At 71.1% G+C, this 23,257-nt stretch carries 18 protein-coding genes; 6 read left to right on the top strand and 12 right to left on the bottom strand.

The genetic code is table 11. From position 1 onward, the window contains the following. Window positions 1-92: 92 nt before the first annotated feature. Window positions 93-1,292 (bottom strand): zinc-dependent alcohol dehydrogenase, encoded by a 1,200-nt coding sequence (locus tag ABD714_RS17445; RefSeq protein ID WP_344813716.1) that lies wholly within the window; start codon window positions 1,290-1,292, stop codon window positions 93-95. Between the two features lie 98 nt (window positions 1,293-1,390). On the opposite strand from ABD714_RS17445, the gene ABD714_RS17440 reads away from it, so the two are divergent. Beyond that, window positions 1,391-2,869: a YhjD/YihY/BrkB family envelope integrity protein gene (locus ABD714_RS17440; protein ID WP_344813715.1), complete on the top strand. Its 1,479-nt coding sequence runs from the start codon at window positions 1,391-1,393 to the stop codon at window positions 2,867-2,869. Then, window positions 2,866-3,174, top strand: a complete 309-nt coding sequence (locus ABD714_RS17435; protein WP_344813714.1) for a DUF3618 domain-containing protein — start codon at window positions 2,866-2,868, stop codon at window positions 3,172-3,174. Before ABD714_RS17440 ends, ABD714_RS17435 begins: the two co-directional genes overlap by 4 nt. A 24-nt stretch (window positions 3,175-3,198) precedes the next feature. On the opposite strand, the gene ABD714_RS17430 is transcribed toward ABD714_RS17435, so the two are convergent. The 9 genes from ABD714_RS17430 to ABD714_RS17390 form a co-directional block, all read right to left on the bottom strand. Continuing rightward, entirely contained in the window at window positions 3,199-4,287 is a 1,089-nt protein-coding gene (locus tag ABD714_RS17430) for an acyl-CoA dehydrogenase family protein (RefSeq protein ID WP_344813713.1), read from the bottom strand. Window positions 4,288-4,357: 70 nt separating this feature from the next. Next, entirely contained in the window at window positions 4,358-4,957 is a 600-nt protein-coding gene (locus tag ABD714_RS17425) for a class I SAM-dependent methyltransferase (protein ID WP_344813712.1), read from the bottom strand. A gap of 126 nt (window positions 4,958-5,083) precedes the next feature. Beyond that, entirely contained in the window at window positions 5,084-7,240 is a 2,157-nt protein-coding gene (locus tag ABD714_RS17420; RefSeq protein WP_344813711.1) for a (Fe-S)-binding protein, read from the bottom strand. A gap of 597 nt (window positions 7,241-7,837) precedes the next feature. Next, complete coding sequence (locus ABD714_RS17415; RefSeq protein WP_344813710.1) at window positions 7,838-11,356, bottom strand: error-prone DNA polymerase; 3,519 nt, start codon at window positions 11,354-11,356, stop codon at window positions 7,838-7,840. A 184-nt stretch (window positions 11,357-11,540) separates the two neighbouring features. After that, window positions 11,541-13,172, bottom strand: coding sequence for a DNA polymerase Y family protein (locus tag ABD714_RS17410; RefSeq protein ID WP_344813709.1), 1,632 nt, complete (start codon window positions 13,170-13,172; stop codon window positions 11,541-11,543). Beyond that, window positions 13,169-13,894, bottom strand: a complete 726-nt coding sequence (locus tag ABD714_RS17405; protein ID WP_344813708.1) for a hypothetical protein — start codon at window positions 13,892-13,894, stop codon at window positions 13,169-13,171. Before ABD714_RS17405 ends, ABD714_RS17410 begins: the two co-directional genes overlap by 4 nt. A gap of 31 nt (window positions 13,895-13,925) precedes the next feature. Beyond that, window positions 13,926-15,164, bottom strand: coding sequence for a multidrug effflux MFS transporter (locus ABD714_RS17400; protein ID WP_344813707.1), 1,239 nt, complete (start codon window positions 15,162-15,164; stop codon window positions 13,926-13,928). A gap of 76 nt (window positions 15,165-15,240) precedes the next feature. Further along, the gene (locus ABD714_RS17395; protein ID WP_344813706.1) at window positions 15,241-16,122 is read right to left on the bottom strand and encodes a MurR/RpiR family transcriptional regulator; all 882 of its coding nucleotides are present in this window, start codon (window positions 16,120-16,122) and stop codon (window positions 15,241-15,243) included. Between the two features lie 146 nt (window positions 16,123-16,268). Next, window positions 16,269-17,024 (bottom strand): dienelactone hydrolase family protein, encoded by a 756-nt coding sequence (locus tag ABD714_RS17390; RefSeq protein ID WP_344813705.1) that lies wholly within the window; start codon window positions 17,022-17,024, stop codon window positions 16,269-16,271. A gap of 109 nt (window positions 17,025-17,133) precedes the next feature. Between ABD714_RS17390 and ABD714_RS17385 the strand changes: the two genes are divergently transcribed. From ABD714_RS17385 to ABD714_RS17375, 3 genes are read left to right on the top strand one after another with little or no spacing between them, the layout of a single operon-like run. Continuing rightward, complete coding sequence (locus tag ABD714_RS17385) at window positions 17,134-17,910, top strand: trans-aconitate 2-methyltransferase (RefSeq protein ID WP_344813704.1); 777 nt, start codon at window positions 17,134-17,136, stop codon at window positions 17,908-17,910. After that, complete coding sequence (locus tag ABD714_RS17380; protein ID WP_344813703.1) at window positions 17,907-18,548, top strand: GNAT family N-acetyltransferase; 642 nt, start codon at window positions 17,907-17,909, stop codon at window positions 18,546-18,548. Before ABD714_RS17385 ends, ABD714_RS17380 begins: the two co-directional genes overlap by 4 nt. A gap of 30 nt (window positions 18,549-18,578) precedes the next feature. Continuing rightward, window positions 18,579-18,878 carry a GNAT family N-acetyltransferase gene (locus ABD714_RS17375; protein ID WP_344813702.1) on the top strand — a complete coding sequence of 100 codons (300 nt, stop codon included), beginning with the start codon at window positions 18,579-18,581 and terminating at the stop codon, window positions 18,876-18,878. 13 nt (window positions 18,879-18,891) lie between these two features. Here the strand turns inward: ABD714_RS17375 and ABD714_RS17370 are convergent, their stop codons facing one another. Further along, window positions 18,892-20,145 (bottom strand): ATP-grasp domain-containing protein, encoded by a 1,254-nt coding sequence (locus ABD714_RS17370; RefSeq protein WP_344813701.1) that lies wholly within the window; start codon window positions 20,143-20,145, stop codon window positions 18,892-18,894. A gap of 62 nt (window positions 20,146-20,207) precedes the next feature. Continuing rightward, on the bottom strand, window positions 20,208-20,957 hold the full coding sequence (locus ABD714_RS17365; RefSeq protein WP_344813700.1) for an esterase family protein: 750 nt from the start codon (window positions 20,955-20,957) through the stop codon (window positions 20,208-20,210). 138 nt (window positions 20,958-21,095) lie between these two features. On the opposite strand from ABD714_RS17365, the gene ABD714_RS17360 reads away from it, so the two are divergent. Further along, window positions 21,096-23,135: a penicillin-binding transpeptidase domain-containing protein gene (locus ABD714_RS17360; protein WP_344813699.1), complete on the top strand. Its 2,040-nt coding sequence runs from the start codon at window positions 21,096-21,098 to the stop codon at window positions 23,133-23,135. Window positions 23,136-23,257: the final 122 nt, after the last annotated feature.

The following is a 23,257-nucleotide window of genomic DNA, read 5'->3' as shown; positions in this document are numbered from 1 at the left end:
GCCGCCACCGGGCGCCACCGGTTTGGCACCGGCCGCGGCGACGCGCGACCGGCCCGGGTGGGGTCGCCCCCGGGCCGGTCGCCGAGCCGAGGTCAGCCGGTCCGACCCGGCTGCAGGACGATCTTGACCGCACCTTCGGTCTTGCGCTGGAAGATGTCGTACGCGTGCGGGGCCTCGTCGAGCGACAGCCGGTGGGTGGCGAAGTCGTCGACACCGAGCGGGTCGCCGTCGGTCAGGAGCGGCATGATGTGGTCCACCCACCGCAGCACGTTCGCCTGGCCCATCCGCAGCTGGATCTGCTTGTCGAACAGGGTCATCATCGGCATCGGGTCGGCCATGCCGCCGTAGACACCGCTCAGCGAGATGGTGCCGCCCCGCCGGACGATGTCGATCGCGGAGTGCACCGCGGCCAGTCGGTCGACCCCGGCGTTGGTCATCATCGGCCCGGCGATCGCGTCCGGCAGCGCGGTGACGATCTTCTGCATCAGCGACGCCCCGGGCGAGCCGTGGGCTTCCATCCCGACGGCGTCGACCACCGAGTCCGGTCCGCGTCCGCCGGTCAGCTCGCGGATCACGTCGGCGAGGTCGTCGTCGTGCTCGGACAGGTCGACCACCTCGATCCCCCGGGCCCGGGACCGTGCGAGGCGCTCCGGCACCAGGTCCACCCCGATCACCCGGGCGATCCCGGGACGCAGCGACGCGATCCGGGTGGCCATGTCGCCGATCGGTCCGAGCCCGAGGACGACCAGGGTGCCCCCGTCCGGCACCCCGGCGTACTCCACCGCCTGCCAGGCGGTCGGCAGCACGTCGGAGAGGTAGACGAAGCGGTCGTCCGGCGGACCGTCCGGCACCTTGATGTGCGTGGTGTCGGCCAACGGGACCCGCAGGTACTCCGCCTGACCGCCGGGCACCGAGCCGTAGAGCTCGGAGTAGCCGAACAGGGCGGCCCCGCTGCCGTGCTCGCGGACCTGGGTGGTCTCGCACTGGGTGTAGAGGGCCTGGTCGCACATGTAGCAGTGGCCGCAGGAGATCTGGAACGGGATGACCACCCGGTCGCCCACCGCGAGCCGCGACACCTCGGAACCGACCTCCTGCACGACTCCCATCGGCTCGTGCCCGAGGATGTCCCCAGGGTTCATGAACGCCCCCAGGGTCTCGTAGAGGTGCAGGTCCGAGCCGCAGATGTTGGTGGAGGTGATCGCGATGATGGCGTCGGTCGGTTGCTCGATCCGTGGATCGGGCACCTCGTCGGTGGACACCTTCCGCTTGCCCTGCCAGGTCACTGCCTTCATGGTCGTCTCCTCGTCGTGGTGGACCGCCGGCTGTGTCCCACAGAGTTTACGTTGTATACCTAAAGGGCGACCCGGCACGGGCGCACGAGAGGCGAACGATGAGCAACCAGCAGGCGACGACCTCGGTGTCAACAGCACCGGGCTCCGACGCGGACAAGCCGCAGGACATCCCCCGCCAGGGCTGGATGCAGATCCTCAAGCGCGCGTGGGCGCAGACCACCGAGGACCAGGTCCCGTTGCTCGGTGCCGGGGTGGCCTTCTTCGGCTTCCTGGCCCTGTTCCCCTCGCTGATCGCGCTGGTCCTGGCCTACGGGCTGTTCGCCGACCCGGCCACCATCGCGACCCAGATCGACTCGCTGGGTAGTGCCCTGCCGGCCGAGGTCAAGACCTTGATCATCGACCAGCTGACGGCGCAGTCGGCCAAGACCGGGGCCCTCAGCATCGGCGTCATCGTCTCGCTGCTGGTCGCCCTGTGGAGCGCTTCGGGCGGTGTGGCCAACCTGGTGCAGGCCGTCAACACCGCCTACGACGAGACCGACGACCGCAACATCGTCAAGAAGCGCCTGGTCGCCCTGGCGCTCACCTTCGGCGCGATCATCTTCATGATCATCTTGATCACGCTGATCGCGGTGTTGCCGGTGGTCTTCTCCTTCTTCGACGGTGGCCCGCTCCGCTGGCTGGTCCAGGTGGTGCGCTGGGTGCTGATCGCCGCGCTGATCATGGGTGCCCTGGCCGTGCTCTACCGGGTGGCGCCTGACCGGGACGCGCCGAAGCTGCGCTGGGCCTCTCCCGGCGCGGTTGTGGCCACCCTGCTGTGGCTGCTCGTCTCGCTCGGCTTCTCCCTCTACGTCTCGTTGTTCGCCAGCTACGCCAAGACCTACGGCGCTGTGGCCGGCATCGTCGTCCTGCTGATGTGGCTCTGGCTGACGTCGTACGCCATCCTCTTCGGCGCCGAGATCAACGCCGAGGCGGAGCAGCAGACGGTCAAGGACTCCACCACCGGGCCGCCCCAACCGCTCGGCCGGCGCGGCGCCGTGGCCGCCGACTCCCTACCCCCCGGCGGGGACCGCGACGTGGCCCTCGCCCGTACAGAAGGATCCACCATGTCCAGCGACAGCACCCCCGACATCGGCCGAGAGGTCTCGACCGTCTCCGCCACGCCCGCCGCTGCGGCCGTCCCCGGCGGCCCGGGACCCGACGACTCGATCGCCACCCTGATCAAGCAGGTCACCGAGGAGTCGAGCCGGCTCGTCCGCACCGAGCTCAAGCTCGCGCAGGTCGAGATGACCCAGAAGGCCAAGACGGCCGGCGTCGGCCTCGGCGCGTTCGGGGCGGCCGGTGTGCTGGCCCTGTTCGGGATCGGCTGCCTGATCATCACGGCGATCTTCGCCCTCGCCCTCGTGCTGCCGACCTGGGCGGCAGCCCTGATCGTCGGCGTGGTCGTGCTGGCCGTCGCCGGAGTGGCGGCGCTGATCGGCAAGAAGAAGGTCGGCGAGGCCGCTCCCGCGGTGCCGACCAGTACTGTCGAGAATGTCAAGGCCGACGTGGCCGAGATCAAGGAGAGCGTACGCAGATGAGCACCCCCACCGAGCCCGTGCCGACCCCGGCGGCCGACCAGGACAACCCCACCGCCGAGGCGTTGCAGGCCGATCTGGCGGCCACTCGCGAACGACTGGCCGCCAACGTCGAGGCCCTGGCCGCCAAGGCCGACGTCAAGGGTCAGGCCAAGCAGAAAGCCGAGGAGACCGCCGACCAGCTCAAGGACGGCGCGCAGGACCTCGTCACCAAGGTCCAGCAGCTGCCCCCGGCTGTGCTGGCCGGTATCGCCATCGGCGTGAGCCTGATCGTCGTGCTGGCCATCCGGAGCAACCGCCGCGGCTGAGGTCCGGCAGTCCCGGGCGGTGTCTCAGGACCGTGGGTGCTCGCGGGCCTGCGACCCCAGACGGCCGGCCTCGGCGTCCCCGTTGAGCTGAGCGACGTAGAGACCCAGGTCGTCGAGGGCGTGGCCCAGGTCGGGGTCGAAGGCCAGACCCGCTGGACCGACCAGCGCCCTGATGTCGGCGAGCGCGGCGATCACCGCCCCCGCGACCACGGCCCGCGCCTCCCCGCTGACGGCGGCGACCGCCTCGACGTCGACAGGCTCTGGGTCGACCGGCCCGACCGGCGACGAGGCGACCGGCGACGAGCCCCTGGCCGCACGACCGCCGAGCAGCTGGTCGAGTCGCTCGCCGGCGGTCCGCACCGCGGTGAGGGCGGCGATCAGCTGGAGGCGAGCCCGACCGAGCCGGAGGTCCTGGGCAGGAGAGACGGCTCGACCGTCGAGCATCGCCTGGGTCACGTCGAGGGCGCGGGCGAGACCTCCGGCCCAGACCGCGGCGACGCCCACGCCCCCGGGCAGGAACTCCGGCCGCCGCAGGTAGAAGTTCTCACCACCCACCACGTCGGCCCTGGACACCGTCACCCCGTCCACCCGGACGGTGTGGGACTGGCTCACCTGCATCGCCGCCGTCTGCCACTGACCGCGGTCCACCGGCAGGTCGTGGGTAGCCAGATCGACCAGCAGGTGGGTGGACTCGTCCAGCCAGACCGGCACCAGGGCGCGGTCGACCACACCGGCCCCCGAGGCGAACCGGATCGTGCCCGAGAGCAGCAGGTCGCCGCCCTCGGCCTCGGCGGCGACGCCGGTCCCGGCCGAGCGCGAGGCCCAGACGCCGTACAGCCGGTCAGCGCGCGGCGCCGCTTCGCCCTGCGCGAGAATGCGCACGGCGTCGACGTGACCCTCCACCAGGCGGCTCAGGGGGATGTCGGTCCGGCCGACAGCGAGGAGGGCGTCGACCAAGGCGGACCACCGCAGCACCGACCAGTCCTCGGTCCGGGCCAGGTGGCTGATCGCGTCTCGGAGCCCCGTCCGGGTGGGGGCGTGCCGCAGGTAGCCGTCGGGCAGGACGCCCGGGTCCGGGACCGGCGACAACCGGGACCAGGACGAGGTCGTCATCGGCCGGCTCCAGCGCGGTGGACGCCAGCCGGTGAGTGCGCTCGTGCGAGGTCAGCGGGGCCGACGGCACTCACGCGGCTTCCCGGACCAGCACGTCGAGCACGAAGTCCTGGTCGTCGTGACGCACCCGACGCTCCCAGCGGTGACCCGCTTCGGTCAGCCGTCGGGTGCCCTCCGCCGTGACATCGAGGCCGCTGAGGTAGGCGTCGTGCGGCCGGTGCCGCCAGTGCACGATCACGATCTCCGCGGTCGGCGCCGACGAGGCATCGACCACGTCCCAGAAGGCGGCCCGGTCGGGGGCGGTGAGGTAGTAGGCGAACTCGGCCACCACAGTCAGATCGAAGCCGCCGGTGCCCTCGCCCGGCCGGTCGGGGTCGGCGGGCTGGCGGAGCGGGGCCACCACCACGGTCCCGAGCCCACCACACCGGCGTGCGGTGAGCCGGACCGCCTCGGTCGAGGAGTCGGTGGCCAGCACGGACCCGGTCCTGTCGGCCAGGGCGGCCGCGAGCTCGCCGGTGCCGCAGCCGGGATCCCAGGCCGCGGTGTACCGCGGTCGGGTCAGACAGGCCAACAGCACTGCCTGCTTGCGCTGCTCGTAGAAGCTGCCGGCGACCTGCCACGGGTCCGGGTCGGCGCGGTAGAGAGCGTCGAAGTCGGGGACGTTGATCATCTGACGCTCCTCTGCTCGGCCAGCGGCACCACGCTGCTCGGCGCAGCTGTCCGCAGAGTTCACAGCGTAGACCGGCGCACCCGACGGTCTGTGCCAGCGGACTCATGCGGGCCCGGGCCGACGTCGCTAGGCCGGCGTCTCGCCCCGCTTGACCGAGGCGAGCAGCAGCTGAGCCACGTCCAGCACCTCGACCTCGTCCCGCGCGTGACCGGCGTGCTGTTCGGCGGTCAGTCCGTCGGAGAGCATGACCCGGCAGAAGGGGCAGCCCACGGCGATCTGGTCGGCGCCGGTGGCCACTGCCTCCTTCGTGCGGTTCACGTTGATCCGCTCGCCGATGTTCTCCTCCATCCACATCCGGCCCCCGCCGGCACCACAGCAGAAGGACCGCTCGTTGTTGCGCGGCATCTCCTCGAAGGTGGTGTTCGGGATGACCGCGAGCAGCTCCCGCGGCGGGCTGTACACCTGGTTGTGCCGCCCCAGGAAGCACGGGTCGTGGTAGGTGATCTTCTTGGTGACGGAGTCCTCGGCCGCGCTGGGGGCGACCGGTGTCAGTCGACCCTCCTTGACCAGCCGATTGAGCAGCTGAGTGTGGTGCACGACTTCGAGCTCGACCCCGAACTGGGCGTACTCGTTCTTCAGCGTGTTGAAGCAGTGGGCGCAGGTCGCGACGACCTTGGTCGCCTTGGCGTCCCTGAGCGTCTCCGCGTTCTCGGTCGCCAGCCCGGCGAAGACGAACTCGTTGCCGGAGCGCCGCGCCGGGTCACCGGTGCAGGTCTCGCCCTTGCCCAGCACGGCGAAGTCCACCTCCGCGGTGTGCAGCAGCTCGGCCACGGCCTGAGTGGTCTTCTTGGCCCGGTCCTCGTACGCGCCGGCGCAGCCGACCCAGAACAGCCACTCGACCTCGGTCAGGTCCTCGACGTCGACACCGACCTGCTTGACCTCGAACGGCAGCTCCTTGGCCCAGTCCATCCGCTTGCTGGGTGCCATGTTCCAGGGGTTGCCCTTGTTCTCCAGTCCCTTGTAGAGCCCGTTGAGCTCGGACGGGAAGTCCGACTCGAGCAGCACCTGGTGCCGCCGCATGTCCATGATGTGATCGACGTGCTCGATGTCGACCGGGCACTGCTGGACGCAGGCGCCACAGGACGTGCACGACCAGAGCACGTCCGGGTCGATCACGCCGAACAGCTCGGCGGTCCCGATCAGCGGGCGGGACGCTTCGGCGACGGTGGCCTCGGGCAGGGACCCGCGGGCTTCCTCGGCCGCCAGCAGGTAGGGAGCCTTGGCGTACGCGTGGTCCCGCAGACCGGTGATCAACAGCTTCGGCGACAGCGGCTTGCCGGTGGCCCAGGCCGGGCACTGGGACTGGCAGCGGCCGCACTCGGTGCAGGAGCTGAAGTCGAGCAGACCCTTCCAGGTGAAGTCCTCGACCTTGCCCACGCCCAGCGCGACGTCCTCGTCGAGGTCCTCCAGCTGCTCGAAGTCCAGGGGCGCACCGTCGACCATGATCGGGTCGAGCCGACCCAGCGCGGTGGTGCCGGGGTCGCGCTTGAACCAGATGTTCACCCAGGCGCTGAACCGGTGCCAGGCCACGCCCATGGTGATGTGCCGGGCGATCACGATCACCCAGGTCATCGAGATGATGATCTTGATCATGGCCACCGCGAAGACGAGGTTGTCCAGGGTGACGGTGCTCAGGCCGGTGAAGGGGACGCCCAGGAACCAGGTCAGGGGGAAGTCCCACCGGGTGCCGGTGCCGTGGGCGTACTCGAGTCCGCGCAGGACCAGGCCGCAGAGCACGACGCCCAGGATCACCGCCTCGACGAAGTAGGCCTGCCAGAACGTCGAGCCGAAGAACCGGCTGCGGCGGCCCAGGGTACGCGGGTGGTTCCGCTGACGGATGGCGATCAGCCCGACGATCCCGATCAGGGTGAGCCAGGAGAAGATGTCGGCCCACCACTCGAACACGATCCAGTGGCCGATGACCGGCAGGGCGAAGGTCGGGACGAACAGCTGCCCGTACGCGGTCGCCACCAGCGAGCTCAAGGTGATGAACCCGATCATCACGAACCAGTGCAGGACCCCGACCCGCCGCCACTGCAGCATCCGGGTGTGCCCCAGGGTCTCCGCGACGAGCCCCCTCCACCGCTCACCGCGCCGGTCGTCGCGACCGACCTCGGGTCGGCCGAGCCTGATGACGGCGACCATCGAGCGGACCGCCCGGACGGCCAGCACGACGGCGACGGCGGTGATCGCCAGAGAGACGACGATCGCGACAACCTGCACGGCTCTCGGCTCCTTCGTGGGGGCGTGCCCGATGGGTACGGCGCTTGCGGGGTCGTTCTGCTTGTGAACCTAAACCTTACTCGTCAGTAACATCGCGGCCCCGCGCCGTGCTCTGTGAGCCGTTCGCGGCTCCCCGGCGGGAACCGGCGGCCTCGGCCGCCCCCCCTCAACCGGACGTGACTCCCGGGCGACAAACGGACCGGCAGGGCAGCCGGCGGACCACCGCACGTGACTTTCCAGCCACAAACGGACCGACAGGGCAGCCGGCGGACCACCGGACGTGACTTCCCGGCGCCAAACGGACGCTCGTGCTTCCTGCCGGCCACCGAATGTGGCTACGTGGCGACAAACGGCCGGCAGGGCGGTCGCGGACCACCACACGTGACTCGCCGGCGATAAACGGACGCTCGGGCTCCCTGCCGGGCACAGAATGTGGCTCCCTGACGACAACCGGACCGGCAGGCGACCACGGACCCCAGGACGTGACTCCCCGGCACTGAGGTGACGGACGAGATCGCGCATCGCCGGTCGCAGGTCGAAAGGTGACCGCCCGGACGAGCAAACCGCTCGGTCAGCGGGCCGGCAGGAAGCCTGACGTCAGTGGAAGTCGCGCGACGTGGCTCGGGCGACCGTGGCCGAGGACTGCGGCAGCACCGCTGCCAGCGGGTCGAACCGGTCCGCCACCAGGTTGGTCACCCCGTCGGCGTACTCGACCCGCCCGCGGATGACCAGACCGTTGCTCTGCCGGCCGATCCGCCGGTACCGCTTCCACATCGGTTCCGAGCAGACGATGTTCAGCATCCCGGTCTCGTCCTCCAGGTTGAGGAAGGTGACCCCACCGGCGGTCCCGGGGCGCTGCCGGTGGGTGACAAGTCCCCCTACCCGGACCCGCCGCTTGTCATCGCCTTCACCCAGCGACCCGACCGGCCGGATGCCCTGCTCCTCCAGCGCCGTCCGCAGGTGGGAGATCGGATGCTCCCCGGGAGAGATCTTGGTCGCCCACAGGTCGGCCAGGGTCAGCTCCACGTCGCTCATCCCCGGCAGCTCCGGCGGAGCCGCGTCGACCGCGGTGCCGGGCAGGGTGTCGAGCGAGTCGGCGTACCCGGCGTTCCACAGCGCCTGCCGTCGGCTCAACCCGAACGAGTCGAACGCCCCCGCCGTGGCCAGCGCCTCGGTCTGGGCCACGGTCAGACCGGCGCGGCGGACCACGTCGTTCATGTCCGCGTACGGCTGTTGCTCACGCTCGGCCACGATCTTCTCGGCCAGGGCGCGACCGATGCCGCTGACCGAGGTGAAGCCCAACCGCACCGCTGCTCCCCCGTCCCGCCGGTGGTCCGCGCTGCGGTCCGGAGCACCCCGCTGGAAGCGGCCGACCTGCGGTTGCTCGGCCGACCGGCAGGAGTCCATCCCCCCGGGGACGATCACCCCGGGCGAGTCTCCCGCGGCGCCGGCCTCCTCCTCGACGGAGAGAAGCTCCAGGTCCGCATCCACCCCCGAGGCGGCGATGTCGGGCCGGCGCACCTCCACCCCGTGCCGGCGGGCGTCGGCCACCAGGGACTGCGGCGAGTAGAACCCCATCGGCTGGGCCCGCAGCAACCCGGCCAGGAACGCCCCCGGATAGTGCAGCTTCAACCACGAGCTCGCGTACACCAGCAGGGCGAAGCTGATGGCGTGGCTCTCGGCGAAGCCGAAGCTGGCGAACGCCTGGATCCGGGCGTAGATCTCGTCCGCCACCTCCTCGGTGATGCCGTGCAGAGCCATCCCCGCGTAGAGCTTCGCCTTGAGCCGCTCGATCTTCTCCACGCCGCGCTTGGAGCCCATGGCCCGGCGCAGCAGGTCGGCGTCGTCGCCGGTGCAGCCACCGACCGCGACGGCGATCTGCATCAGCTGCTCCTGGAACAGCGGCACCCCCAGCGTCTTCTCCAGCACCGGCTTCAACGCCTCGTGCAGGTAGGTGATCTCCTCCCGGCCGGTGGCCCGCCGGATGTAGGGGTGCACGGCGCCGCCCTGGATCGGGCCGGGCCTGATCAGCGCGATCTCGATCACCAGGTCGTAGAACTTCCGCGGCTGCAACCGGGGCAGGGTGCCGACCTGGGCCCGGCTCTCCACCTGGAACACCCCGATCGAGTCGGCCCGGCAGAGCATGTCGTAGACCCCGGCCTCCTCCTTGGGCAGCGACTGCAGCGTCCAGGTCTCGCCGAGCCGAGCGGCCACGAGATCCAGCGTGTACTGCATCGCGCTGAGGATCCCCAGCCCCAGGAAGTCGAACTTGACCAGGCCCATCCAGGCGCAGCTGTCCTTGTCCCACTGCAGCACCGTGCGGGCGTCCATCCGGCCGCGCTCGATCGGACACACCTCTCCCACCGGTCGCTCGGTCAGCACCATCCCGCAGGCGTGGATGCCCAGGTGTCGCGGCGCTCCCAGCAGCTCGTCCGCGAGGGCGACCACGGGAGCCGGGATGCCGTGCTCGTTCTGCTCCGGGATCGCCCCCCAGGAGTCGATCTGCTTGGACCAGGCGTCCTGCTGACCGACTGAATGACCGAGCGCCTTGGCCATGTCGCGCACCGCTGACTTGGGCCGGTAGCTGATCACGTTCGCCACCTGGGCGGCGTTGCGGCGGCCGTACCGGCGGTAGACCTCCTGGATCACCTCCTCCCGGCGGTCGGAGTCGAAGTCGACGTCGATGTCGGGCTCCTCGTCGCGGGTGGCGGACAGGAACCGCTCGAACGGGAGACCGTAGAGGATGGGGTCGACGGCGGTGATGTAGAGCACGTAGCAGACCACCGAGTTGGCCGCCGATCCCCTGCCCTGGCAGAGGATCCCGCGCTTCCGGGCGAAGTCGACCATGTCGTGCACGATCAGGAAGTAGCCCGGGAAGTCCTTCTCCTCGATCACCACGAGCTCCCGCTGCAACCGCTCGTACGCGATCTCGCGCCGGTCCGGGTAGAGCTCCTCCACCCCGCGTCGGGTCAGCTCCCGCAGCCAGCTGATCGGGGTCTCCCCCGGCGGCACCTCGAGCTTGGGCAGCCGCGGCTTGGCCAGCCTCAGGTTGAAGGCGCACTCCTGCGCCACCGCCACGGTCTGCTCGATCACGCCGGGATAGCGGGCGAAGATCCGGGCCATCTCCTCCCCCGACCGCAGGTGCGCTCCGGGCACCGGCAGCCAGCCGTCCATCTCCGGCAGGCTCCGCCGCGCCCGGACCGCGGCCATGGCGCTGGCCAGCCGGTACTGCCGAGGTTGGGCGTAGTGCACCGCGTTGGTGGCCACCACCGGCAGCTCGTGCACCCGGGCCAGCTCCACCAGTCGGTCGTTGATCGACGAGTCGTCGGGGCGGCCGTGGTCGACCAGCTCGACCACCACCCGGTCGTGCCCGAACAGGGCCGTCAGCCGGTCCAGCTCCTGGGCTGCGGCTTCGACACCGCCGGCGGCCAGTGCCTGGCGTACGCGACCCTTGCGGCAGCCGGTCAGGATCGTCCAGTGTCCGTCCGCGGCGGCGGCGAGCTCGTCCAGGTCGTACAGCGGCCGGCCCTTCTCGTCCCCGCGCAGCTGCGCCTCGGTGATCGCCGCGGCCAGCCGGTGGTAGCCCTCGACCCCGCGGGCCAGCACCAGCAGGTGCGAGCCCTCCGGATCGGCCACCCCGTTCTGCGGGGTCCGCAGCCCCAGCGACAGCTCGGCGCCGTAGATGGTGTCGAGGTCGTAGCCCTGTGCCGCCTCGGCGAACCGGGCGGCGGCGTACAGACCGTCGTGGTCGGTGATCGCCAACGCGGTCAGCCCGAGTCGAACCGCCTCCTCGATCAGATCCTCCGGATCCGACGCCCCGTCCAGGAAGCTGAAGTTGCTGTGGCTGTGCAGCTCCGCGTACGGGACGGTCGCCTGCTGCGGCGGAGAGGGCGGAGCCCCGCGCTGCCGCCGGCTACGACTCCAGGGCGGGATCGGGTCCCCGTTCCGGTCCAGCTGCGCGGCCGGATCCGGCTCGGGCGCCAATGCCGGTCGACGACTCAGCGGCGACTGGTTCAGCCGCGCCCACTCAGGATCCAGCGGATCATCAGGACTGACCCGCCCCGACAACCGCGCCTCCAGCTCGCTCCACGGAATCGGCGGGTTGTTCCACCCCATTCAGCCACCATCCACAGAGAAGCCGCACGAGCCACGATCGGGTAGCTGAGCGGAGGGAGTCTCGGGGGTGCGTCGAAGGGACGCGGACGGGCCTGGCGGGAGCGCCGGAGCCTGCGAAGGCGCGGATGGCTGTCCCGAGACCACCCCCGAGACTCCCTCCGCGGACCAAGCCGTCGAAGCGTGCTCAGTCATAGCGAGCTTCTGTCCACCATTCGCCTTGCTCCACCAGCATCAACCAGGCGCTGCCGTCCAGACCGACCAGCTGGAAGCGCGCGACCTGTCGGGCGCCGTCCGGGTCCCACCACAGCTCGTCGATCGGCCAGGGTCCCGCCCAGGCCTGCACCCCCAGCACCGGACCGGCCGGGTCAGGACGGAAACGGGCCGGCTCCCCGATCACCAACCCCCGGTCCGACACGGCCACCGAGCGGCCGTCCTGACCGACCACGGTCGCCGGTCGGGGTCGCGGGAAGACCCGGGTCGGTGCCGGCGGCGGGATGCTCCCCGGCCAGGGAAGCGACCGGGGCCGCAGCCCCTCGGCCCGCTCCCCCCAGGGCACGGCCGCCTGCCGCTGCGCGGCTCCGCGACCGCCCTGCACCGACGGCGCCACGACCGCCTCGGGCCCGAGCATCCCCTGCAGCCGGGCCACCCCCCGTTCCACCCGGTCGTCGGTGGCGCTGCCCCACAGCCCGTCGCCGTGGTCGCCGAGGGACTCCACCGACTCCGGCACCAGCCGGACCTCGCACACCGGCTCCGGCGCCGGATCGCTCTGCAGCTGCCAGAACACCCGGTCGACCAGATCGGCCGAGCCGAACCAGCGGGGGTGCCCCCAGGTCCGCACCCCCTGCCAGCCGCGGTCACCGCGCACCTCCACGGTCACGGTGGTGCAGACCAGCCCGTGCCGGCTCAGCTCGGCGACGAACCGGTCGGCGGTCTGCCGGGTGCTGAAGACGATCGGCTCGACGGTCTCCAGCGGCGGCTCGAAGGCCACCCGCTGCGCCAGCTCGAGCGGAGGTCGCCGTCCGGCGGCCACCCGCACGTCGGCGCCCCGGGCCAGCCGGTGCAACCAGCTGCCGTGCCGGCCGAACCTCGTGGCCACGTCACTGGCCGGCAGGGCCGCGAACTCCCCCAACCGCCGGATCCCCAGGCGTCGCAGCAGGCTGACCAGGTCGGCGTCCTCCAGCGCGCCGATCTCGAGCTCGGCCAGGAACCGGGACGATCCCTGGGGTGGCACCACGAACCAGCTCTGGGCCTCCGCCCGACGGGCTGCCTGCTCCGCGGCGAACATGCCGTCGGCGATACCGACCCGGCAGTCCCACACCCCGTACTCGACGAGCATCTCCGCGATCACCGCCGCCGCCTGCGGCTCCCCGCCGTAGAACCGGTCCGGCACCGGCAGCGCGCAGATCCCGGGGCGGAGCGGGGTGACGGTGGCGACCAGCTGCTCCAGGCCGGACAGCACCTGCTCGTACGCCCGCAGGTCCCGCGTCTCGTTGGCGTCGACCAGCGTGAGCTCGGGACAACGACCCACCGCGTCCCGACGCCGCATCCCCCGCCGGACCCCCTCGAGCCGGGCCGCGGCCGAGCAGGCCACCACCTCGTTGGTGGCCACCACCGCCACCGGGTCGTCGGCCGACAGCTCCTCGGCCGCGATGGCCGCGACCACCGGCCAGTCGGGGCACCACACGACCATCACCCGCGGCGTGGCGGTCGCCGGGCGAGCGGGAGCGGTTGCGGTCGCCGGGCCACCGGGAGCGGCTGCGGCGGGTCTCCTCGCCGCCACCGTCGACAGCTCGGGAAGGGCATCCAGCACACTCATCCGGCCGCCACCTCACTGCCGTACGCGCTCGTCCCGTACCCGGGGCTCGTCTGGTACCCGGGGCTCGTCTCGTACCCGCGGGACGGCTGACCGGTCTCCACCCGGACGTCCAGGCGCTGGTCTGGCAGCCACAGGTCCACGGTCCGGTCCGGCACCCCACCGCCACGCGACCGGACCGTCACCCGACGACTCTGCAGGTGCCCATGACCGCGTCCCAGCCCCGACCAGCGGTTGTCGGTCACCGTCAGCCGCCGCTGCGGACGGGGCCAGGCGCGATCTCCCAGCTGACCGCTGTCGACCAACAGCGCGGCGTCCTTCTGCCGAAGCCGGGCCAGCATCCGGGCCGCCTGCTGCTCACTCACCGGCACCGGAGGACGGACCAGCACCAGGGAGGTCACCTCGACCAGTCCGGCGGTCACACTCAACCAGTGCTCCCCCGGCTCGGGCACCACGATGCAGCGACCGAGGTCGACCCCGAAGGCCAGCGCCGCATCGAAGCCGAACTCGGGCACCCCGACCACAGCCGTCCAGTCACCGGCCCGGGACGGGCCCGCCATCAACGACATGGCCAGACCGGGGCTGTCGAGGCAGCAGACCATCCCCGTGTGCAGACTGACGAGATCGCTCAGCCCCGGCAGCAGGGACAGCTGGCGGGTGACCGCAGCCCCCTGCATCCGGTTGACCCGCTGGCGCAGGTCGGCGATGGTGGGGGCCTCGGTCACCTCTCCATATTCGAACTTTTGTTCGAGGACGTCAAGCGGTCGTCTCGCGACGGCGGAGGGTCCGGACGACGAGGAGCCAGAAGACCAGACCGGCCGACAGGCTGGCTCCGACCACCACCACACCCATCGGCAGCGCGGAGTCCTCGCCGGCGATGCCGACCAGCGGGGCGGCCAGCGCGCCGGCCAGGTACTGCCCCAGGCCGAGCAGCGAGGACGCCCGCCCCGCCTGGTGCGGGTAGTCGGCCAGCGCCAGCGTCGTGGCGGTCGGGAACACCAGTCCGACCGCGCTCACCATCACCCAGAGCGCGACCAGCAGCGGCACCAGACCCGCCCCCGTCAGCACGCTGACCAGCACCCCGACCGCTCCGAGCAGGTTCATCGCCAGACCCGCGCCCAGCACCTGGGTCGCCGGTCGGCTCCGGGCCAGCCGGGCCCCGATCTGGGACAGGGCCATGATCCCCAGGGCGTTGACCCCGAACGCGTACGAGAAGCCCTGCGCCGACATCCCGTAGATCCGCTGCAGCACGAACGTCGCCCCTGCGATGTAGGCGAACATGGCCGCGCCGGCCAGACCGGACGCGAACGCGGCCCCGAGGAACACCCGGTCGCCGAGCAGCTCCCGGAAGCCGACCAGGTTGTCGCGCAGCCCACCCGCACTACGCCGCTCCGGAGGCAGCGACTCCGGCACCCCGACGAGGCCGGCCACCACCAGCAGCAACCCGAAGCCGGCCAGCACCACGAAGATGCCGCGCCAGTCCATCACCCGGGCGAGCTGGCCGCCGATCAGCGGCGCCACCACCGGGGCCAGCCCCGACACCAGGATGAGCCGGGAGAAGAAGATCAGCAGCGCCCGACCCTCGTACAGGTCCCGGGCGACGGCTCGAGCGATCACCAGACCGGCGGCCCCGGCGAGCCCCTGCAGCAACCGGAGCACCAGCAGCAGCTCGATGGTGGGCGCGAACGCGCAGGCCAGCGAGGCGAGCAGGTAGCAGACCAACCCGATCATCAACGGCCGTCGCCGGCCGAACTGGTCCGACAACGGACCGGCGATCAGCTGTCCGACCGCCAACCCGAGCAGGCAGGCGGTGATCGTCAGCTGGGCGCTGGAGGTCGACGTCCCCAGGTCGGTGGCCAGCTCGGGCAGCGACGGCAGATACAGGTCCAGCGAGATGGGCCCGAACGTGGACAGCATCCCGAGGACGAGGATCGTCCGGCGAGGATGGGCGTCGCGGCCGACGGCAACGTCGGAGGGCTGGTCGGGCGTCGGCACGATCTCACTGTGCCAGCCGAGTCGGCCCTCACCGCCGCGATCTCGTCCCCGCCCCGACCACCCGAGCGGAAGGCCCTCAGTCCACCGCGAGCGGCGGCCGATCGTTGTGTCGGCTCCGGACCACGGCGTAGGTGGACTCCAGCGCGGTGATCGCCTGGTCGTAGGAGCGCTGGGCGACGCCGGCGAACAGGCAGTCCACCACGGCCAGCTGGGCGATCCGGCTGGACATCGCACCCGAGCGGAACGTGGTCTCCCGCGCCGCGGTGGTGAGGAGCACGTCCGCGTGCGCGGCGATCGGCGAACCGGCGAAGTTGGTGATCGCGATCGTGGTCGCCCCGCGGGTGCGCGCCACCCGCAGCGCGTCCAGGGTGTCGACAGTGGTGCCGGTGTGGGAGATGCCGACGGCCACGTCCGCCGACTCCAGCACCGCCGCCGAGGTCAGAGCCAGGTGCGGGTCGGACCAGACGAACGAGATCTTCCCGATCCGGTGGAGCTTCTGGTGCAGGTCGGCCCCGACCAGGCCGCTCGCGGCGATCCCGTAGATGTCGACCCGCCGGGCCCCGGCCACGGCCACGACGGCCTTCTCCAGCATCACGAGATCGAGAGCGGCCGCGGTGTCGGCGATGGCGCACTCGTCGGCGTGGGTGATCTTGGCGACCACGTCGGCCAGCGAGTCGCCCGGGTCGATCTGCCCCGTGGTCGGGTGTCCCGGAGCCTGCCCGGACTCCTCCCACAGCGCGGCTCGAGCCAGCGCGATCCTCAGCTCGGGATACCCGGTCAACCCGATCGCCCGGCAGAAGCGGAGCACCGTCGTCTCCGACGTCTGGCAGCGCCGGGCCACAGCGGTGATCGAGCTCTCCGACACCCCCGCCGGGTCCGACAGCACCAGCTCGGCCACGCGTTGCTCGGCCGGTCGCAGGTTGGGCAGCGTGCCCCTGACGGTGATCAAGATCGACATCGCCGGCCGTGACGCGGTCGGCTCACCGCCCGATCGGCCTGCTCCCGCCGAGCCCCGCTGAGTGTCGATCACTCCAGCCATCGCGCCCCTCCACAACCCTGTGCCCGGCCGACGGCCCTCTCCCAGCCCGCCGGCCGACCCCCAGATCACTGGGTAGCGTATCGTCCCCCGGCTCGCAGGTGGTCGGAAAGGAAGGCAACGGTGCTTTCCCACGCACGGGCCGACGCCTCCGCGTGGTGGAACGCCGGCGCCGGGTTGTCGAAGGCGTGACCGGCACCGGGGTGGATCTCGAACGAGTTCTGGGGTTGCGCGGTGACGGCCGCCCGGATCTCGGCGACCGTCTCCATCGGGATGAAGGCGTCGGCGTCGCCGAAGTGGTGCAGGCTCGGCGCGCCGACAGCAGGGGCCAGCGGGAGCAGCTGCGGCAGCGCGGAGCCGTAGTAGCTGACCAGGGCGTCGAGCGGTTCCACCGCGGCCACGTTGAACGCGAGACCGCCACCGAAGCAGAAGCCGACCGCCCCCACGCCTCCGGACACCTCGGTCAGCACCCTCGCGTGCCGCACCGTGGCCACCCCGTCGGCGACGGCCGTCGCCCAGTCCACCCGCTGCATCAATCCCATTCCCTGCTCCAGCAGATCGTCGGCGCTCTCGTCGACCGCGACGACACCGAGGCGCCAGTAGATCTCCGGCGCCAGCACGACGTAGCCGAGGGCGGCCAGGTCCGCGCACCGGCCGCGGATGTAGCGACCGACCCCGAAGATCTCCTGGAACACCACCACCGCCGGCCCGGTGCCGCCCGGCGGCAGCCAGAGCTGGGTGGGGATGCGCCCGTCGGTGGTGGGGATCTCGATCCGACGGTCCGCCGCGTGCTCGGTGGCGGCCTGGTCAGCGTTCTCTGTCATACCGGCGAACCTAGCGGGCGGGACCGAGACCCGACCGCCGCGGACGCCGCGGCTACGGTCACTAGGCTGAGGGGGAGCCGACGAGGGCTCGGGCAATCGAGGAGCACCGATGAACGACTGGGATCCTGCGCACTACGGGCGGTACGCCGACGAGCGGTCGCGGCCCTACGGCGACCTGGTCCGCCGGATCGGCGCCGAGCGCCCCCGCCGCGTCGTCGACCTCGGCTGCGGCTCCGGCGAGCTGACCGCTTCGTTGAGCCGGCTCTGGCCCACCGCCGAGATCATCGGCGTCGACTCCTCCCCCGCCATGATCGAGAAGGCCCGCACCATCAAGGGTGTCGACGACCTCCGTTTCCTGGAGCGGGACCTGCGTGACTGGCGGCCCGAGGTCGGCACCGACGTGCTGATCAGCAACGCCGCCCTGCAGTGGGTGCCCGGTCACCGGGATCTGCTCCCGGGTCTCGTCGACCGGTTGACCCCCGGCGGGTGGATCGCGTTCCAGGTGCCGGGGAACTTCGGTGAACCCAGCCACGTCCTGCTGCACGAGCTGGCCCGCACCGCCCCGTACGCCGAGCACACCGCCGGCGTGCTGCGGCCCGCGTCGTCCGAGCCGGCCGACTACCTCGCCGACCTGACCGCTCTGGGCTGCACGGTCGACGTCTGGGAGACCACCTACCTCCACGTGCTGACCGGTGAGGACCCGGTCTTCACCTGGGTCTCCGCCACGGGGGCCCGACCGGTCCTGCAGGCCCTGCCCGACGATCTCCGTGAGCAGTTCGAGACCGACTACAAGGAGCGCCTGCGCGACGCGTACCCGGAGCAGGCCTACGGGACGGTGCTGCCGTTCCGGCGGATCTTCGTCGTGGGTCAACGAACCGGCTCGTGATCTTGCGCACAGGGCACCCGCCGACGGCGGATTGGCATGAACCGCTTCAGTTGCAGGGTTTCGGGCTGACGCTCACACCCCTGGTGGTCGGTGACGCAGCGGACTTCCTGACCGCGCTCGGGCCGCCGGAGGAGAGGGCCGAGGTGGTGGCGCACCTGACCTTCGCGGCCCCGACAAACCTGGCCGACGCGACCAAGATCATCGAGGCAGCCGTCCATGATCACCGGCGGCTGGCGTACGCTCAGCGGCTCGACGCCACCGGGGAGCTGGTGGGATCGACGTCGTTCTACGAGATCGATCCAATCCTTCGTGCGTTGGCGATCGGGCACACCTGGGTGGCTCGCCCGCACTGGCGGACCTTCGTCAACACCGCGTCCAAGCTGATCATGCTGGAGCGTGCCTTCGACGGCCTGGGGGCGGAGCGGGTCGTCTGGCACACCGACATCCGCAACGTCCGCTCGCAGGCCGCGATCGAGCGCCTCGGTGCCGTCCGCGAGGGGGTGCTGCGCCACCACCGGATCCGCCGGGACGGGTCCTGGCGCGACACCGTGCAGTTCTCGATGCTCAGCGACGAGTGGCCCGAGGTCCGCCGCCGGTTGGAGGGCAGACTCGGGTCACGCCCCTACCAGCGGGATTGACCCCGGTTGCGGACGGCGTAGGCTCCCGCCATGAGCACCTTGGCGGTGGAGAGGAACGACGCGCGCTCCCGATACGAAGGCCGACACGACGGCGAGCTGGTCAGCCTCGTGGACTACGTGCTGCGCGGCGACACCATGATCGTCATCCACACCGGCACCGAGCACCGGTGGCGCGGCAAGGGCTACGCGGCGCAGGTCACCCAGGCGGCCCTCGACGACGCGCGGAACCGCGGTCTCCACGTCGTCCCCCGCTGCCCGTTCACGGCCGAGTTCATCTCCTCCCATCCCGACTACGTGGATCTGCTGGACGGCAACAGCCGACCTCGCTGAGCGGCGTTCGTCCTCACTCGCGAGGGGAGAGCCGGGTCCGCTCGTCGCTGACCCACAGGCCCACCAGCCCGCGGAAGTGGCCCAGGAACCGCTCGCGCTCGCTCTCCGGGTAGGTCGCGGTCACCGTGTCCACCAGCATCTGGTCGAAGTGCGGTGAGGAGACCCACTCGAGCACGATGTCGTCGATGTCGGGCAGAGCCGTCGCGCAGAACTCGTTGTACCGCTCGGTGTCGAAGTGCTGGTCGGCCAGCCGCTGGTAGTGCCCGAGCTTGGCCCCGTAGTCGAGGGCAGGATCGTCGGCGACCGCGAACCAGGGGGCCGGGTCGGCCTGGAGACTGGCCTTGCGACCGGTCGCAGCGCAGAAGGCCGACCACTTCACCAGCGCCCGCATGGCCCACGGGAAGTAGTAGTGCAGCGACGTGACGGCCACGTCGGGACACGCGTTGGCGTAGTCGATCGGCAGCACCGTGTCGCCCTGGACGAGCATCTCGCAGGAGTTGAACTCCCAGCGGAAGAAGGCGTTCACGGTCTGGGCGATGGTGATCGCCTCCTGACCGGCGGCCGGGGAGAGGAAGTCGTAGTCCACCGCGTAACGGTCGTGCATCGGCTCGTCGGGGCGGAAGTGCATCACCATCGTCTCGGGGCCGATGGTCAGGGCCCGGGCGAAGACGTCGTACGGCTCGACGGACTTCTGCAGGTGCATCAGCATCTCGCCGGACTCGTCGTACGCCGCGACCAGCGCCTCCTCGTCCTTGATCCGCGACACCCCGCGCCAGCCGCCGCCGTCGAACGGCTTCATGAACAGCGGGTAGCCCATCTCGGCGGCGATACCGGCCAGGTCGAACGAGTCGTTGTAGTTGCGCGAGGTGTAGGCCCAGCGGGTGTTGTCGACAGGGTTCTTGTAGGGCACCAGCACCGTGTCCGGCACGTGCATCCCGAGCCGCATCAGCGCGCAGTAGGCGGCGTGCTTCTCCATCGACTGGAAGGTGAAAGGAGAGTTGAGCAGGTAGACGTCGTCCATCAGGGCGACCTTCTTCAGCCACTCGCGTGGGTGGTAGTACCAGTACGCGAGCCGGTCGATCACCAGCGTGTGCCGCGCCGGGTCCCGCAGGTTGAACGGGGAGATGTGCACCCGCTCGGTGTCGAGGGTGTGGGACTGGTTGCCGTACGAGAAGGCGCCGATGCGCTGGACGATGGCCTCGAAGGCCCGTGGCCAGTCCTCCTCCGCGCCGAGCAGCAGACCGATCAGATGACGGGTGTCGGACACCACGGCTCCTCTCCCTAGATGAACGTTCGTGCACGGCCGGACCGCGGCCGCCTGCGGCGACCTCAGCAGAAGCGTGGCAGATGGTGCGCCAGCTGCTGCTGCCACCACTCCCAGTCGTGGCTGACGTCGTAGCCCCACAGGTCCAGCTCGCAGCGGATGCCCTTCTCCTGCACCAGCTGGGCGAACTTCACGGTGGAGGGCAGCGAACCGGTCGGGTGGGTCTCCCAGGCACCCTGGCCCACCACCAGCAGGATCGACAGCTGCTTGCGCAACCACTCCAGGTGGTCGCCGTGCAGGTTGGGGACGTAGTCGGTGGGGTTGGCGAAGTAGGTGGCGTCGCCACGGTCGCCCCAGGACCGCCAGGTCATCACGTCGTAGTTGCCGGACAGGCCGATGGCCAGCGGCGCGAGGTCGGCTCGCTGGAAGGAGAAGTGCACCGCGTGGTAGGCACCCATGCTGCAGCCGGTGGTGATCAGCTCGGCGCCGGGCGTGGTGTCGTCGTGGATGTAGGGCACGACCGTGTGGGTCAGCCAGCGGGTGTAGACCTCGTGCCGCAGGGCGCGCTCCTCGATCGGCAGGCCCTTGGCCGACCACGTGTCGGCGTCGAGGGAGTCCACGCAGTAGAGCTTCACCCGGCCGGCGTTCACCAGATCGGCGACCGCGGCGACCATGCCGTTGCTCTCGAAGTCCCAGGCTCGACCTGCCTCGGAGGGGAACACCAGCACCGGGCGGCCGTAGTGACCGTACGTGGCGATGTGCATCCCCCGGTCGATCCCGCTTCCCAACGGTGTCTCGATCTGATGGCGCCTCACCCCCTCATCCAAGTGGAAGCACGGCGTCGGGACAAGGGTTGACATCTCCACCGGGGGTCTGGTGAGAACCGACCCGTCCGGGCGACGCCCCCGGTGCGGTCCCGGGGTCAGCCGCGACCCGGTGGCAGGATGACCGGGATGTTCGGTTCAGGTGACGACAGATCAGAGGTCGCTCGGCGGCACGGCTCCCGGGCCCGCGGGCGGGTCCGGTGGGCCCTCGGGGGTCTGCTGGCGCTCGCGCTGCTCCTGGCCGGGTGCACGGGCGGCGGCCTGCCCACCCCGAACGGGGACACCCCCGAGCGCGCCGCGGCCGAGCTCGCAGCCGGTCTGACCAAGAAGGACCTCACCGGCGTCGAGTTCGTGGCCGCGGGCAGTGCCGACGTGAACGCGTCCTTCCAGACCCTCGTCCGCGGGATGGGCCCGGTCACCCCGGCGGTCAGCGTCAACGAGGTGGACCGCTCGGGCTCGGCGGCGACGGCGACGCTCGACGTCAGCTGGACGTTCCCCGGTGTGCCGCAGAAGTGGACGTACACCTCGACCGCGCAGCTGCAGGACGACGCGGGACGGTGGAAGACCGCCTGGCAGGCCTCGGCGGTCGAACCGCAGCTGAACGGTTCGAACCGGCTCAGCCAGCGGCGGGTGACCGCCGGTCGCGGGGAGGTGCTCGGCGAGGGCGACGACGTGATCGCCAAGCTGCGCCCGGTGGTCCGGATCGGGATCGACAAGACGGTGGTCGACGGCGAGGCGGCCACGGCCGCGGCGACCAGGCTGGCGAAGCTGGTGGACATCGACCCGGCGTCGTACGTCAAGAAGGTGGCCGCGGCCGGCGACGACGCCTTCGTGGAGGCCATCACCTACCGCGCGACGGACGACGACCGCCCCAGCAACGCCGACGTGTTCGCGATCAAGGGCGCGCTGCCGATCCAGAGCGAGCAGGTGCTGGCCCCGACCCGTGACTTCGCCCGGCCGATCCTCGGCACGGTCGGTCAGGCCACGAAGGAGATCGTCGACGGCTCGGACGGGGCTGTGGTGGCCGGTGACGACGTGGGCCTGTCCGGACTGCAAAAGCGCTACGACACCACGCTGCGGGGGACGCCCGGCGTGCAGGTGCGGCTGCTGCCGCTGACCTCCGGCTCGTCCTCGGCGTCGCCGTCCCCGTCCGCCGGTCCGGGGTCGCCCTCCGCCGCGCCGTCGGACTCTCCCAGCAGCAGTGCCAGCCCCACTGCCCCGGTGACGGTGTTCGAAGCCAAGCCGGTGGCCGGCAAGGACCTGCGCCTGACGCTCAACGTCTTCCTCCAGGAGCTGGCCGAGGAGACTCTGGCGGATACCAAGCCGGCGAGTGCCATCGTGGCCATCCGCCCCTCCACCGGCGCGGTGCTCGCCGCTGCCAACGGCCCGGGCAACAAGGACCAGAACATCGCCACGACCGGCCAGGCCGCCCCCGGGTCGACCTTCAAGGTCGTGTCGGCGCTGGCCCTGCTGCGGGCGGGAGTGAAGCCGTCGTCGAACGTGAAGTGCCCCGAGACGCTCACCGTGGACGGCCGCCGGTTCAAGAACTACAGCGACTACCCGAGCAGCCGGCTCGGCACCATCACGCTGAAGACCGCCCTCGCCCAGTCCTGCAACACCGCCTTCATCGGGTCACGGACCGAGCTGGACGACGGTGACCTGGCCCAGGCCGCCGCGTCCCTCGGCCTGGGCGCGGACTACGACACCGGCTTCCCGTCCTTCTTCGGTGAGGTGCCGAACGACGCCTCCGGCACCGGCGGTGCCGCCGCCATGATCGGGCAGGGGACGGTGCTGGCCTCGCCGATGGCCATGGCTGCGGTCGCCGCCTCGGTCAGCGGCGGCCGGACGGTCATCCCCGTGCTCGTCGACGGGGAGACGGCGAAAACCATCGCCGCCCCGTTGACCGCCGACGAAGCGAAGTCGCTGACGTCGATGATGCGGGCCGTGGTCACCGAGGGCAGCGGCCGGAGCCTGGCCGACCTCCCCGGTCCTGGCGTGATCGCCAAGACCGGCACCGCCGAGTACGGCAACGCCGACCCGCTCAAGACCCACGCCTGGATGATCGCCGCCCAGGGCGACCTGGCGGTCGCGGTCTTCGTGAACACCGGGCAGTCAGGATCGAAGACGGCGGGGCCGCTGTTGAAGGACTTCTTGGAGGGGGCTCGCTGAACCCGATCAGGCGGAGACCTTTGCCGGTTCGAGTGCCCGATAAGCCAGTAGGGCAGACAGTGAGACAAAGTCGGCTGCGACGCGACTTCCTGAAGGCACTCGCGACAGACGGCTGACGTGGC

Source organism: Microlunatus aurantiacus (genome assembly GCF_039536605.1).
Classification (GTDB): Bacteria; Actinomycetota; Actinomycetes; order Propionibacteriales; family Propionibacteriaceae; genus Microlunatus; species Microlunatus aurantiacus.
Note: the sequence above shows the minus strand (reverse complement) of the source record. Positions and strands in the feature narration are given on the sequence as shown.